Here is a 13,885-nt window from a genome sequence, read left to right as displayed (position 1 = left end):
GGGGCGGCTGAGGCACCGCGGGTACCGCGGGTATCAGAGCCATCGGCGACAGAACCGACGATACCGGCGGAGACCGGGAGCCCGGCGGCCGGGCTGCCCAAGGCCCGTTGCCCCTGGTCAGGGGGCAAGGCAGGCCGGGCCGGGGGTGCGGGGGAAGGCGGGGTACGGGTGGGGAGCCCGTCCGGGGCGGGCAAGGCAGGCTTCGGGGCAGGCAGAGCGGGCGCCGGAGCGGGCGGAGCGGGTGAAGCGGGCGCCGGGCGCGCCTTCACCCCCGCATCCGTGCCCGGAGCTCCGGTGGGGGCGGACCCCTGCCGTCGCAGGCGGCGGCCCCCGGGCTTCCGGGGGCCGCCGCCTGGGCGCGGGCCGTCAGGCCTTGCGCGCGCGGGTCGCCTTCTTCGCCGCGGGCTTCTTCGCCGCAGCCGTTTTGGCGGTCCTGGCCGTGGCCGACTTCGCGGCCTGGCCCGCGCTCGTCCTGGCCGTGGCCGTCTTCCTGGCCGGGGCCGACTGGGCGGCGACCGCCTTCTTCGCCACCACCTTCCGGGCCGGCTTGCGGGCGGCCGGCACCGCGGCCTCGCTCACCCGGTCCGGGTCCAGGATGCCTTGGAGGAACTTGCCGGTGTGGCTGGCCGGAACCCCGGCGACCTGCTCCGGGGTTCCCTCGGCAACGACCAGACCGCCGCCGTTGCCCCCTTCGGGGCCCATGTCGATGACCCAGTCCGCGGTCTTGATCACGTCGAGGTTGTGCTCGATGACGATCACCGAGTTGCCCTTCTCGACCAGCCCGGAGAGCACCTTGATGAGCTTGTTGATGTCCTCGAAGTGCAGACCCGTGGTCGGCTCGTCCAGAACGTAGACGGTGCGGCCGGTGGAGCGCTTCTGCAGCTCGCTCGCGAGCTTCACACGCTGAGCCTCACCGCCGGAGAGCGTCGGCGCGGACTGGCCGAGCCTGACGTATCCGAGGCCGACCTCGTGGAGCGTACGGAGGTGGCGGGCGATCGTCGGGACGGCCTCGAAGAACTCCAGGCCCTCCTCGATCGGCATGTCCAGCACCTCGGCGATGGACTTGCCCTTGTAGTGGACCTCCAGGGTCTCCCGGTTGTAGCGCGCTCCGTGGCAGACCTCGCACGGGACGTACACGTCCGGCAGGAAGTTCATCTCGATCTTGATGGTGCCGTCGCCGGAGCAGTTCTCGCACCGGCCCCCCTTGACGTTGAAGGAGAAACGGCCCGGCAGATAGCCGCGCACCTTCGCCTCCATCGTCTCCGCGAACAGCTTGCGTACATGGTCGAAGACGCCGGTGTACGTGGCCGGGTTGGACCGGGGCGTACGGCCGATGGGCGACTGGTCGACGTGCACCACCTTGTCGACCTGGTCGTCCCCGTCGACCCGGGTGTGCCGGCCGGGGACCGACTTGGCGCCGTTCAGTTCGCGTGCCAGGTGGGTGTAGAGGATGTCGTTGACCAGCGTCGACTTCCCGGAACCCGAGACACCCGTGACGGCGGTGAGCACGCCGAGCGGGAAGGAGACGTCGACGTCCTGGAGGTTGTTCTCCCGGGCACCGTGCACCGTGAGGGTGCGCGTCGGGTCGACGGGGCGCCGGATGCCGGGCATCGCGATCGACTTCTTGCCGGTCAGATACTGGCCGGTGATCGACTCGCCGTTGCCCAGCAGCTCCTTGAGCGATCCGGAGTGGACCACCTTGCCACCGTGCTCACCGGCACCGGGGCCGATGTCGACGACCCAGTCGGCGACCTTGATGGTGTCCTCGTCGTGCTCGACGACGATGAGCGTGTTGCCCATGTCACGGAGCCGGACCAGGGTCTCGATCAGCCGGTGGTTGTCCCGCTGGTGCAGGCCGATGGACGGCTCGTCCAGCACGTACAGCACGCCGACCAGGCCGGAGCCGATCTGGGTGGCCAGCCGGATGCGCTGGGCCTCGCCGCCGGACAGGGTGCCTGCCGCACGGTTAAGCGAGAGGTAGTCGAGGCCGACGTCGACCAGGAACCTCAGCCGCTCGTTCACCTCCTTCAGCACCCGCTCGGCGATCTTCTTGTCGCGGGCGTTCAGCTTCATCCGGCCGAGGAATTCGGCGCACTCGCTGATCGACATCGCGGAGACCTCGGCGATGGACTTCTCCATCACCGTGACCGCGAGGACGATCGGCTTGAGCCTGGTGCCCTCACAGGTCGGGCAGGGCACCTCGCGCATGTACCCCTCGAAGCGCTCCCGGCTGGAGTCGCTCTCGGCCTCGGAGTGCCGCCGCTTGACGAACTGCACCGCTCCCTCGAAGGCGGGGGTGGTGTAGGCGCGCTCGCGCCCGTACCGGTTGCGGTAGCGGACCTCGGTCTGGATCTTGTGGCCGAAGAGCAGGGCCTTCTTGGCGCGCTGCGGCAGCCCCGCCCACGGGATGTCCGTACGGAATCCGAGGGCCTCGGCGAGCGCGCCGATCAGCCGGCCGAAGTACTCCTTGGTGTGGCCGTGCGACCAGGGGTGGATCGCTCCCTCGTCGAGCGACTTCTCCTCGTCGGGGACGATCAGCTCGGGGTCGACCTCCATGCGCGTACCGATGCCCGTGCAGTCGGGGCAGGCGCCGAAGGGCGAGTTGAAGGAGAAGGAGCGGGGCTCCAGCTCCTCGAAGGAGAGGTCGTCGTACGGGCAGTAGAGGTGCTCGGAGTACATCCGCTCGCGCTCCGGGTCGTCCTCGGGGAGGTCGACGAAGTCGAGCACGACCATGCCGCCGGAGAGCCCGAGCGCGGTCTCGACCGAGTCGGTCAGCCGGCGCTTGGCACTGTCCTTCACCGTGAGGCGGTCGATGACCACCTCGATGGTGTGCTTCTCCTGCTTCTTCAGCTTGGGCGGCTCGGAGAGCTGGATGGTCTCGCCGTCGACCCGGGCCCTGCTGTAGCCCTTGGTCTGCAGATCGGCGAAGAGGTCGACGAACTCGCCCTTGCGCTCGCGCACCAGCGGCGAGAGCACCTGGAACCGGCTGCCCTCGGGCAGGGCGAGCACCTTGTCGACGATGGCCTGCGGCGACTGGCGCGAGATGGGCCGGCCGCACTCCGGGCAGTGCGGCTTGCCGATCCGGGCGAAGAGCAGCCGGAGGTAGTCGTAGACCTCGGTGATGGTGCCGACCGTCGAGCGCGGGTTGCGCGAGGTCGACTTCTGGTCGATGGAGACGGCCGGCGAGAGACCCTCGATGAAATCGACGTCCGGCTTGTCCATCTGGCCGAGGAACTGGCGGGCGTACGAGGAGAGGGACTCCACGTAGCGCCGCTGGCCCTCGGCGAAAATCGTGTCGAACGCGAGAGACGACTTGCCCGACCCGGAAAGCCCGGTGAAGACGATGAGGGAGTCGCGGGGGAGGTCGAGCGAGACGTTCTTGAGGTTGTGCTCGCGAGCGCCACGGACGATGAGACGGTCGGCCACGCCGGTCCGCACCTTTCTAGAGAGAAATGGGGGAACTGAGCCCCTGTCCCAGGGTATGGGGGGCGCCACAGCGATGTACGAAGCTTTCGACTCCGAGCGTATAGCACGCGCATTCGATTTACGGACGGCCGCTGACTCCTTCACCCGATCGAGTGGCGGGGCTAGGCTCGGCGTCATGATTGATCATGCGCACGACCTGGACGCCGTACGTGAAGCGACCGATCGACTGCTCAGCGCCACCGGGAAACTGGACGATGCCGCGCTCGCCCAGCCCTCGCGATTGCCGGGCTGGAGCCGGGGCCATGTACTTGCGCACCTCTCTCGTAACGCCGACGCGCTCGTAAATGTTCTCCAGGGCCGGCCCATGTACGCAGACAGCGAAACTCGCGACCGCGACATCGAGCACGGCGCGCCCCGGCCGAAGGCCGAGCAGCTGGCGGACCTGGCCGGGAGCGCGGCCGGCTTCGCGGAGGCCGCCTCGGCCCCGGCCGACTGGTCCCGCACGGTCACGATGCGCAACGGTGTGACGGACTCGGCCTCCCGGATCCCCTTCCGCCGCCGCATCGAGGTCGAGCTGCACCATGTCGACCTGGGCATCGGCTACGAGCTGGAGGACCTTCCCGAAGAGTTCGTCACCCGGGAGATCGGCTTCCTCGCCGAACGGTTCGACGGCCACCCCGATGTCGTGTCCACGACCGTGAGCGACGGCCAGGACCGGACCTGGACGACGGGCGGCGGCGCGGCGGGCGCTCCTGTCACGGTCCGCGGGACGGCCCCCGAGCTGCTCGGCTGGCTCTGCGGCCGCCGCGACGGCTCGGCGCTGGCCGCCGAAGGCGGCCCCCTTCCCGCACTGCCCCCGCTATAAGCTGAGTCGTATGACGTACAGCGGAACGGTCAAGGTCGGCGGACGTGCGGACGTACACGAGTTGACGGATCTGATGATCTCCAAGGTCGCCGTCGGCCCGATGGACAACAACGCCTATCTGCTGCGCTGCCGGGCCACCGGCGAGCAGCTCCTGATCGACGCGGCCAACGAGGCCGGGACCCTGCTGCGGCTGATCGGTGCCGACGGCATCGCCTCCGTCGTCACCACCCACCGGCACGGCGACCACTGGCAGGCGCTCGGCGAGGTGGTGGCGGCCACCGGCGCGCGTACCTACGCCGGGCGGTACGACGCGGAGGGCATCCCGGTCCCGACCGATGTCCTGGTCGACGACAACGACACGATCCGGGTGGGCCGGGTCTGCCTGACCGCCCGTCACCTCACCGGTCACACCCCGGGTTCCATCGCCCTGATCTACGACGACCCGCACGGCGCCCCGCACCTGTTCACCGGTGACTGCCTCTTTCCGGGCGGTCCTGGAAGGACAACACTTCCGAAGGACTTCGACTCGCTGATGAACGGCATCGAGGCGAAGCTCTTCGACCAGTTGCCGGACGAGACGTGGGTCTACCCGGGCCACGGCCATGACACTACGCTCGGTGCGGAACGCCCGCACCTAACGGAGTGGAGAGCCCGAGGCTGGTAAACCGGAACGGGTGCAGATCTGATGAGGGTGCTGCCGATCAGGCCGCGAGTGTGAGGCGGTCGCGGTAACGGGCCTGGTGGTTGCGGGCGAACTCCTGCCTCTCGTGCCAGGTCCAGTTAGGTGTCGAACCAACAGGATCCAAGTGTCTCTGGTGTCCAACATCCAGGGCCAAGACCCAGCATGATGTGCACCCGGCCACCGCACGAGGGCAGGCCCTACAGGCGCGGAGCGTGGCCGCGACCACCAGCGCGATCCTGGAACTGGGCGGCGCCAACCACAGCCACTCTCACTACGGAGCGTCGGCCGTCACCTGCACAAGGTGGCGTCGAGGAGAGCCAGGACATCGGAGGGGCCCTGCTTGGCGGGCGCAATGTCGGCGGTGACGGCAACCGTGACGGCGCGGCCGTCATCGGTGACGCCGGTGCGCGTCTGGTAACCGGGGATGTCACCGCCGTGTCCCCACATCAGGCCGCCGCAACTCAGCGCCGTACTGGTCACTCCCAGCCCGTACCGGGCACCGGGCCACATTTCGCCGGCGGGGACCTCGACGGTGGTCCGCATCTGGGTGAGCTGCGCGGGCTCCAGGAGCCTGCCGCCGAACAGGGCGGAGAAAAATCGGTTCAAATCGCTCGGGGTGGAGATCATTTGCCCGGCGGCCCAGGCCCAGGAGGGGTCCAACTCGGTGACGTCCTTCAACGGCCCCCCGGGCTGCGCGTAGTAGCCCTTCGGGTGCGCTTCCCGGATGCCCTCGTCGCCCGCGCCGGGAAAGTAGGTGTGGCGCAGCCCGATGCGCTCGGTGATCCGGTGGGTGATCTCCTCGGCCAGCGGGCGGCCGGTGACCTTCTCGATGATCAGGCCGGCCAGGAGGTAGTTGGTGTTGCTGTACGCCCAGCTGGTCCCGGGAGCGAACAGCGCCTTGTGCGCCAGCGCCAGATCGAGCAGGGTACGGGGCTGGAGGTAGGTGTGGCGCTGCGCGCCGACGAGGTCGCCCACGAATTCGGCGTAGTCAGGCAGTCCGCTGGTGTGCTGCAGCAGCTGACGTACCGTGATGTGGCGGCCGTCGATGCCCTCGCCGCGCACCAGGTTCGGCAGGTACTGCTCGACCGGGGCGTCGAGAGCGACCTTGCCTTCGCCGACCAGTTGCAGGACGACCGTGGCGGTGAACGCCTTGGTGTTGCTCCCCGCCCGTACCTGCCCGTCGACCGGCACCTTCGCCCCGGTGCTCAAGTCTGCGACGCCGGCAGCGTAGTTGTGGGTGCGCCCGTCGCGGCCGAGGTCGGCGGCCAGGGCGGCGGGGTACCCGTCGTCGTGCACCAGGTGGTCCAGGCCTTGCCGCACGACCTGACCGGAGCCGCGGGGCTGCGCCGCGGACACGGGCAGAGCGCCTCCCACGGCCAGACCGGTGGCGGCCATCACCAGCACCGTCGCGATCCCTCGCCGCGGCCCGGACGACGAGGCGCGGGCACGTCGAAACGAGTGAGAACGATCGGTCATGGGGAACCCTCCTTGTGCACCCTGCCGGGTGCATCGGAAATCCGTAGGCCTTCAGCCTGGGCGTTTGAGATCCACCGATCCATCCGGGCAGCGGGCCCATGCGAGATGGGGATAACCCCAGGTCGGGTAGCCGCCGCCCGGATCCCGCGCCCGACCACGATCTGACGGCCACCCCGGAACGCTTCGCGCCGCCCCATGGCCGCCCGGCCGCCGGCATCATCGAGCCGGCCGCGCGGGAGCTCCCCGACCCCGACGACACCGTCATGGAACTCTGCCGCTGAACCCAATCACTCCTCCGTGTTTCGTATTCAACTACCGAGGTGGGCCACCCCGTGCGCGTGGAGGCGCGATCCGTGCTTCTTCCTCGGGAAAAACTCGGCTGACAGTCACAGGCCGATGCCGACGAGCGGGGAGTTCTTCACGCAGTCGACGTCGTCCATGTATCGGGCGAGGACACGGGAGCCGTCGCCCCATCAGCCCGCGCGGGCGATCTCCAGCGGGTCGTGTCCGGCAGCCCGGGCGGCGGTGGCGAAGCCGCGGCGCAGGGAGTGCCCGGACCAGCCGCCGGAAAGTCCGGCGGCGACGGCCAGGCGCTCGATCACCTCGGCGGCGGCCTCCGCCGTCATCCGGCCGGCCGGGTCCCCGATGATGCGGCCGCCCCGGGTGATCGGCGGGGCCAGGCGGTCCCACCGGTCGATGCGGACGAACAGCGGGCCGCCGGTGCGTCCGGCGTCCGCGAGGGCGGCGAGGTAGGCGCGCAGCGCCCGGACGGGGCAGGTGGCCGGGTCGGTGCCGTACAGGACGGCGTTCGTCGTGTGCTTGCGGACCTTCTTGCGGTACACGGTCACGTCGTAGCCGTGCTCCGCCTCCAGGACGGCGGCGAGGTCCAGGGCGACCAGTTCGGAGACGCGGGCCGCCGTGGCGAAGCCGACCAGTACCAGGGCGGCGTTCCGCTTCCCCGCAAGGGTGGTCCGGTCGGCTCCGGCGAGCATGGCACGGATCTGCGCGCACCACGCTCGGCGACGAGCGTCCGCAGCTGCCGCAGTGGCGCGCCCGCGGCTGGTGACGGCGGCCGCGGCCCTTCTCCACCCGTACGGACACCGGCCGGGGCAGCAACGGTCCGTTGCCGCCCCAGCCGGTTTCGGCCTCCGCCCGGCCGGACGGCCACCGGCCGCCCGACGGGGTGAGGAGGCGCGGTCAGGCGCCGATGCTGGAACCCTTGTCCGCGGACTCGTCCGCCTCCGCGGCCGCCTCGGCCCGCTCCCGCTTCTTGTTGGCCACGAGGCTGGTGATCGTGGTGATCACCAGCACGCCGCAGATGACGCCGAGCGAGACCGGGATGGAGATCTCCGGGACGTGCACCCCGGACTCGTGCAGCGCGTGCAGCACCAGCTTCACGCCGATGAAGCCGAGGATGACCGAGAGGCCGTAGCTGAGGTGGACCAGCTTCTTCAGCAGACCGCCGATCAGGAAGTACAGCTGCCGCAGCCCCATCAGGGCGAAGGCGTTGGCGGTGAAGACGATGTACGGATCCTGGGTCAGGCCGAAGATCGCGGGGATGGAGTCCAGGGCGAACAGCACGTCGGTGGTGCCGATGGCGAGCATGACGACCATCAGCGGCGTCAGGACGCGCTTGCCGTTGTTGCGGATGAAGAGCTTGGTGCCGTGGTACCGGTCGGCGACCCCGAAGCGGCGCTCGATGGTCTTGAGGAGGCGGTTCTCCTCGAACTCCTCCTCTTCCTCGTCGGCCCGCGCCTCCTGGACGAGCTTCCAGGCGGTGTAGATCAGGAACGCGCCGAAGATGTAGAAGACCCACGAGAAGTTGGCGATGACCGCGGCACCCGCGGCGATGAAGACCGCTCGCAGCACCAGCGCGATCAGGACGCCGACGAGCAGCACCCGTTGCTGAAGGTGGGAGGGGACCGAGAACTTCGCCATGATCAGGACGAAGACGAAGAGGTTGTCGACACTGAGCGACTTCTCGGTGATGAATCCGGCGAAGAACTCACCCGATGCCTGGCTCTCGCCGAAGACCAGCAGGCCGAGTCCGAAGAGCGCGGCCAGCGCGATCCAGATGATCGTCCAGATTCCGGCTTCCTTGGTCGTCACGTCATGGGGTTTGCGCCCGATGAAGAAGTCGACGGCGATAAGGGCTGACAGACCAAGAATGGTCAGCACCCAGAGGGTCCATGAAACGTCCACTGCGCCTCCGGCAGTTCGCTACGGCTACTGATCAGCGTCGTCGCTGCCGGAGGTCTCTTCCACCCGGGCGCACGGGCTTGTGCGCCACGGGCCGGCGCCCCGGGACCGGTCACAGTCCGTACTGACGGGCACGCCGCGTATGGGAGTACTCCCCTCCGCCCAAAGAACAGTACAGGGAACACCAAGGAAAGGTAAAGAGAAGGGTAAAGATCTTTCAAAAGGGCTGGTCAGGGCGGGGCGGTGCAGCCGTTGGCTGCTTCTCCGCTCAGAGTCGCCGGGGGCGGCGGGCCGCGGCCACCCTGGCGAGCACCTGGTCGAGGATCCGGCTGCCGGGCGGCATCCTCAGCGGCTCGTACGTCCAGGCGTGGCCCACCCAGGGGTCGGCCAGGTGGTTGTCGGCGACGGGGGTCGTCCGCAGGAGCGAGCGCCACAGCGGGTCGAGCACCGGTCCGTACGCGCGGGCGTCCTCGCGGTCCGCGACCATCAGCAGATGGACACCGGCCGAGGGCCCCTCGTCGGCGAGGTACCGCAACTGGGTCACGGCCCGGTCGTCGAAACCGTGCGGGAAGTCGTTGACGATCAGCAGTTGCTCGCCCGTGTCCAGGTCCGGCGGAAGGGAATCGGCGGCGCCGGCCCGGATCGCCATCTGCACCAGGTCGACGCGCCGGGTGAGCCGGGCGAGGACGGAGGCCACTCCCTCGGCTCCGGCGGCGGGCGGCCCGGCGAGGACCCCGGATCCGACCAGGGGGGCGAGCGCCCCGGCCGCCGAGCCCGCGGGGTCGATGACATGGACGGAGAACTCGTCGGCCGGGTAGACGGCCAGCAGCCGGGCCGCGTGCGCGACCGCGTTCTCCATGGCCAGGCGGCGCAGCTGGGCGGTGTCCGTCAGGGCCGCGGCCTCGGAGGCCGTACGACCGCTGTCGACCCAGATCCCGCGCTCCAGGGGGAGCCTGACCAGCAGCGGGATCCGCAGGTCCGGGCTCTCGGGCAGATGGAGGTCGCCGATGCGCAGCGCCATGGGTATCTCCATCGGCACGCGGTAGGCGTGCCAGGCCGGGTTGTCCCATCCCGCGAACGCGGCGGGCAGCGCGGGTTCGACGACGGCGGACTCGGCGGCGAGCTGGGCGAGATCGCGATCGAGGACCTCGCGGGCCCGGGCGGTCAGCTCGTCGCGCTTGGCCCGGGCCTGTTCGCGGGCCCGGTCACCGGCGCCGCCGATCCGGTTGCGCGGGTCGGACAGGGTCCGGTCGAGTTCCTGGTCCATGCGGGACTCGGCGAAGTCGACCGCACTGCGGTACGCGGCGGTGGTGCGGGCCAGGTCCTCGAACATGCCCCAGATCTGGTTGTAGAGGCGCTCCTCCATGGACCAGCCGGTCGCGTCCCCGGCGACGGGCCGGGCGGGGCGGCCCGGCTCGGCGGGCGGCGCGGTGGGAGGGGGCGGCGGGGGCGCCGTGGCCTGGCGGCGTGGGTGCGCGTAGTTGATGGGGCCGCCCGTCGGGGCCGCGGACGGCGGGGCGGTGGACCCGGTGAGCGGTTCCGACGGCTGGGCGGCCGTCGGCGGTGCGACGGGAGGTCCGCCCCCGTCCGAGGTCGGCACGGGGCCCGTGCCGAGCCCTGCCCGGTCCGTCTCCGGGGTGCGCGGCGGGGGTGGTGCGACCGACCGGGCCGTCGCACGGGTGACCGCGTCCTGGATCGTGTGGGCCAGCTCGACCGCCCGGGGCACTCCCTGGTCGGCGAGCATGGCGGCAAGGCCGCCCGCGTAGCCCTGACCGACGGCGCGGACCTTCCAGGCACCCTGGCGGCGGTAGAGCTCCAGTGCGGTGACCGCGGACTCGCTGTCCAGGCCGGTGAGGGTGAAGGTGGCGATCTCGGTGCCTTCGGTCCCGGTGACGGCGACGAACGGTGCGGCGATCGCGCCGAACCGGACCGGGCCGCCGACGCCCGTGGGCAGGGCCAGCAGCACGGTGACCCGGTGCACCGGGGCGGGCAGCGCGTCGAGGTCCACGGCGAGGCGGTGGTCGGCGGCGGCCTGCCGGGACACTTCGAGCCCGGGCAGTCGGGGCGATCCCGGGTGGGCGATCCACTCGGTGCCGTGCACCGTGCCGCTCTCGTCGCCGAGCGTGGCACCGGCCACGACGGGCGTACCGGCCGACACCCGGATCTCCAGACGGGTCTGGGGCAAGGTGTGGTTCTGCCCCCGGACCAGCTCGGCCGTCATTGCCCTGTCCCCTCGATGAGTTGCCGCCGCGTCGTGCGGTGTTGAACGGTGCGGCGCGTGTGGTCCGGCGCCCCGGTCGGGCGCCATGTGGTGCAGCTCCCGGCGGCCGATGCCTCCGGGAGCTGCGCGTGCCGATGCCGAACGGCTGGTCCGGCCGTGCCTACAGGTGCGGCAGGATCGCCGGCATCAGGTCCTGGAAGGTGCGGCCGTTGGCCGGGTTCCCGAGGGCGGTCATCTGCCATCCGTTCCCCGAACGGTGCACCTTCGCCATGATCTGGGCGGTGTACTGACCGCCGCCGTCCAGCGTGTAGCGGGCCATCTCCTGGCCGTTGGTCTCGTCGACGATGCGGCAGAAGGCGTTCTGCACCTCCTGGAACGTCTGGCCGGTGAAGGAGTTCACCGTGAAGACGATCTGGTCGATGTGGACCGGCACCCGCTGCAGGTCCACGAGAATCGCCTCGTCGTCGCCGCCCGAACCTGCACCGCCGACCAGGTTGTCCCCGGTGTGCGTGACCGAGCCGTCGTCACTGACGAGGTGGCGGAAGAAGACCACGTCGACCGGCTGCTTGTCGGCGAACAGCACCGCCGACGCATCGAGGTCGATCTCCCGCGTACGCGAACCGAACAGCCCGCGGCGCGGCGCCGCTTGCCATCCGAGCCCCATCCTTACCGCGGTCAGGGTCCCCCCGTCGCTCTTCTGCAGGCTGATGGCCTGACCCTTGGTCATATTGACCGTCACGCGCTGTCCCCTCTCCGCTTGCCCCGCAACCGTCCGTGCGCGGTTTTCCCAGCACCCTACGCAGTCGCACCGACAGTGCGGCCGCTTGGGGTGATTTCGTGTCGGTCCTGCAACACACCCGATGCGACACCGTCAGGCGAGGCCCGCCTCACGCATCTGGCGCAACTCCTTCTTCAGTTCACCGACCTCGTCGCGCAGCCGGGCCGCCACCTCGAACTGCAGGTCCGCGGCGGCCGCCCGCATGCGATCGGTCATCTCCTCGATGATTCCGGCGAGTTCGGTCGCGGGCCGGTCGGTGACCACCGCACCCTTGCCCCCGGCCTTCTTGGCGCCGGCCGTCTTCGCCCCGGCCGTCTTGACGCCCAGCGCGGGAACGGGGGCCTTGGCACCCTTCGCCTGGCGGTAGCCGCTGCCGAGCAGTTGCTCGGTGTCGACCTCCTCGCGGGCGATCGTGGCGACGATGTCGTTGATCTTCTTGCGCAGCGGCTGCGGGTCGAGGCCGCGCTCGGTGTTGTAGGCGATCTGCTTCTCGCGGCGCCGGTTGGTCTCGTCGATGGCCTGCGCCATCGCCGGGGTGACCTTGTCCGCGTACATATGGACCTGCCCCGAGACGTTGCGCGCCGCGCGTCCGATCGTCTGGATCAAGGACGTCCCCGAGCGCAGGAAGCCCTGCTTGTCCGCGTCGAGGATGGCGACGAGCGACACCTCTGGCAGGTCGAGGCCCTCACGCAGGAGGTTGATGCCGACCAGTACGTCGTACTCGCCGGAGCGCAGCTCGCGCAGCAGCTCGATGCGGCGCAGCGTGTCGACGTCGCTGTGCAGATAGCGGACCTGGATGCCGAGCTCCAGGAAGTAGTCGGTGAGGTCCTCGGCCATCTTCTTGGTGAGGGTGGTGACCAGGACCCGCTCGTCCTTCTCGGCGCGCGTGCGGATCTCGTGCACCAGGTCGTCGATCTGGCCCTCGGTGGGCTTGACGACGACCTCCGGGTCGACGAGGCCGGTGGGGCGGATGATCTGCTCCACGAAGCCGTCGCCCCTGGACAGCTCGTACTTTCCGGGCGTGGCGGAGAGATAGACGGTCTGGTTGATCCGGCCCAGGAACTCCTCCCACTTCAGCGGGCGGTTGTCGAGCGCGGACGGGAGCCGGAAACCGTGGTCGACGAGGGTCCGCTTGCGGGAGGCGTCGCCTTCGTACATGGCGCCGATCTGCGGCACGGTGACGTGCGACTCGTCGAGGACGAGGAGGAAGTCCTCGGGGAAGTAGTCGAGGAGGGTGTTGGGGGCCGTGCCGGGTGAGCGGCCGTCGAAATGCATCGAGTAGTTCTCGACGCCGGAGCAGGTGCCGATCTGCCGGAGCATCTCGATGTCGTACGTGGTGCGCATCCGCAGCCGCTGGGCCTCCAGCAGCTTGCCCTGCTTCTCCAGCTCGGCGAGGCGCTGCTCCAGCTCCTGCTCGATGCCGCCGACCGCCTTCTCCATGCGCTCGGGGCCCGCGACGTAGTGGCTGGCGGGGAAGACATGGAGGGACTGGTCCTCGCTGATGACCTCGCCGGTGAGCGGGTGGAGGGTGGAGAGCGCCTCGATCTCGTCACCGAACATCTCGATGCGGACGGCGAGCTCCTCGTAGACGGGGAAGATCTCGATGGTGTCGCCGCGGACCCGGAAGGTGCCGCGGGTGAAGGCGAGGTCGTTGCGGCTGTACTGGATCTCGACGAAGCGGCGCAGGAGCTGGTCGCGGTCGATCTCGTCACCGACCTTGAGCTGGACCATCCGGTCCACGTACTCCTGGGGCGTACCGAGGCCGTAGATGCAGGAGACGGAGGCGACCACGACCACATCGCGCCGGGTGAGCAGCGAATTCGTCGCGGAGTGGCGCAGCCGCTCGACCTCCTCGTTGATCGAGGAGTCCTTCTCGATGTAGGTGTCCGACTGCGGGACGTACGCCTCGGGTTGGTAGTAGTCGTAGTACGAGACGAAGTACTCGACGGCGTTGTTGGGCAGCAGCTCGCGGAACTCGTTCGCCAGCTGGGCCGCGAGCGTCTTGTTCGGCGCCATCACGAGGGTGGGGCGCTGCAGCTTCTCGATCATCCAGGCGGTGGTCGCCGACTTGCCGGTGCCGGTCGCGCCGAGCAGGACGACATCCTTCTCACCGGCACGGACGCGCCGCTCCAGCTCGGCGATGGCCGCGGGCTGGTCGCCGCTGGGCTGGTAGGGACTGACGACCTCGAAAGGCGCCACCGAACGTTCGATCTTCGAAACGGGCCGCATGCAACCACC

General features: G+C 69.9%; 10 protein-coding genes. 3 read left to right on the top strand and 7 right to left on the bottom strand.

Going from position 1 to position 13,885, the window contains the following annotated elements; all coding sequences use genetic code 11:
* Positions 1 to 366: 366 nt before the first annotated feature.
* Complete coding sequence (gene uvrA, locus ACFVT1_RS21465) at positions 367 to 3,426, bottom strand: excinuclease ABC subunit UvrA (RefSeq protein WP_389797688.1); 3,060 nt, start codon at positions 3,424 to 3,426, stop codon at positions 367 to 369.
* A 175-nt stretch (positions 3,427 to 3,601) separates the two neighbouring features.
* Here uvrA and ACFVT1_RS21460 point away from each other — a divergent pair, with 175 nt between their 5' ends.
* Positions 3,602 to 4,291 carry a maleylpyruvate isomerase family mycothiol-dependent enzyme gene (locus ACFVT1_RS21460; protein ID WP_389797686.1) on the top strand — a complete coding sequence of 230 codons (690 nt, stop codon included), beginning with the start codon at positions 3,602 to 3,604 and terminating at the stop codon, positions 4,289 to 4,291.
* 10 nt (positions 4,292 to 4,301) lie between these two features.
* Positions 4,302 to 4,955, top strand: a complete 654-nt coding sequence (locus ACFVT1_RS21455) for an MBL fold metallo-hydrolase (protein WP_389797684.1) — start codon at positions 4,302 to 4,304, stop codon at positions 4,953 to 4,955.
* A 306-nt stretch (positions 4,956 to 5,261) separates the two neighbouring features.
* Here ACFVT1_RS21455 and ACFVT1_RS21450 read toward each other — a convergent pair whose 3' ends face one another.
* The gene (locus ACFVT1_RS21450) at positions 5,262 to 6,449 is read right to left on the bottom strand and encodes a serine hydrolase domain-containing protein (RefSeq protein ID WP_389797682.1); all 1,188 of its coding nucleotides are present in this window, start codon (positions 6,447 to 6,449) and stop codon (positions 5,262 to 5,264) included.
* A gap of 98 nt (positions 6,450 to 6,547) precedes the next feature.
* On the opposite strand from ACFVT1_RS21450, the gene ACFVT1_RS21445 reads away from it, so the two are divergent.
* Positions 6,548 to 6,730, top strand: a complete 183-nt coding sequence (locus ACFVT1_RS21445) for a hypothetical protein (RefSeq protein ID WP_389797680.1) — start codon at positions 6,548 to 6,550, stop codon at positions 6,728 to 6,730.
* Positions 6,731 to 6,922: 192 nt separating this feature from the next.
* On the opposite strand, the gene ACFVT1_RS21440 is transcribed toward ACFVT1_RS21445, so the two are convergent.
* The 5 genes from ACFVT1_RS21440 to uvrB form a co-directional block, all read right to left on the bottom strand.
* On the bottom strand, positions 6,923 to 7,441 hold the full coding sequence (locus ACFVT1_RS21440; RefSeq protein ID WP_389797678.1) for a tyrosine-type recombinase/integrase: 519 nt from the start codon (positions 7,439 to 7,441) through the stop codon (positions 6,923 to 6,925).
* 205 nt (positions 7,442 to 7,646) lie between these two features.
* A complete protein-coding gene (locus ACFVT1_RS21435) occupies positions 7,647 to 8,651 on the bottom strand; it encodes a TerC family protein (RefSeq protein WP_389797676.1) in 1,005 nt (334 codons plus the stop codon).
* Positions 8,652 to 8,916: 265 nt separating this feature from the next.
* Positions 8,917 to 10,869 carry a TerD family protein gene (locus ACFVT1_RS21430; protein WP_389797674.1) on the bottom strand — a complete coding sequence of 651 codons (1,953 nt, stop codon included), beginning with the start codon at positions 10,867 to 10,869 and terminating at the stop codon, positions 8,917 to 8,919.
* A gap of 160 nt (positions 10,870 to 11,029) precedes the next feature.
* Positions 11,030 to 11,608 (bottom strand): TerD family protein, encoded by a 579-nt coding sequence (locus ACFVT1_RS21425; RefSeq protein ID WP_362206741.1) that lies wholly within the window; start codon positions 11,606 to 11,608, stop codon positions 11,030 to 11,032.
* 132 nt (positions 11,609 to 11,740) lie between these two features.
* Positions 11,741 to 13,876, bottom strand: a complete 2,136-nt coding sequence (uvrB, locus tag ACFVT1_RS21420; RefSeq protein WP_389797671.1) for an excinuclease ABC subunit UvrB — start codon at positions 13,874 to 13,876, stop codon at positions 11,741 to 11,743.
* Positions 13,877 to 13,885 lie beyond the last annotated feature (9 nt).

The organism is Streptomyces sp. NPDC057963, assembly GCF_042887155.1.
GTDB lineage: Bacteria > Actinomycetota > Actinomycetes > Streptomycetales > Streptomycetaceae > Streptomyces.
The sequence above is the reverse complement of the archived record's forward strand: the minus strand, read 5'-3'. Positions and strand labels throughout refer to the sequence as shown.

Coding starts and splice junctions, on each gene's coding strand:
- ACFVT1_RS21455 (WP_389797684.1), top strand. CDS start 4,302: ATGACGTACAGCGGAACGGTCAAGGTCGGCGGACGTGCGGACGTACAC.
- ACFVT1_RS21450 (WP_389797682.1), bottom strand. CDS start 6,449: ATGACCGATCGTTCTCACTCGTTTCGACGTGCCCGCGCCTCGTCGTCC.
- ACFVT1_RS21440 (WP_389797678.1), bottom strand. CDS start 7,441: ATGCTCGCCGGAGCCGACCGGACCACCCTTGCGGGGAAGCGGAACGCC.
- ACFVT1_RS21430 (WP_389797674.1), bottom strand. CDS start 10,869: ATGACGGCCGAGCTGGTCCGGGGGCAGAACCACACCTTGCCCCAGACC.
- ACFVT1_RS21460 (WP_389797686.1), top strand. CDS start 3,602: ATGATTGATCATGCGCACGACCTGGACGCCGTACGTGAAGCGACCGAT.
- uvrB (WP_389797671.1), bottom strand. CDS start 13,876: ATGCGGCCCGTTTCGAAGATCGAACGTTCGGTGGCGCCTTTCGAGGTC.
- ACFVT1_RS21445 (WP_389797680.1), top strand. CDS start 6,548: ATGCGAGATGGGGATAACCCCAGGTCGGGTAGCCGCCGCCCGGATCCC.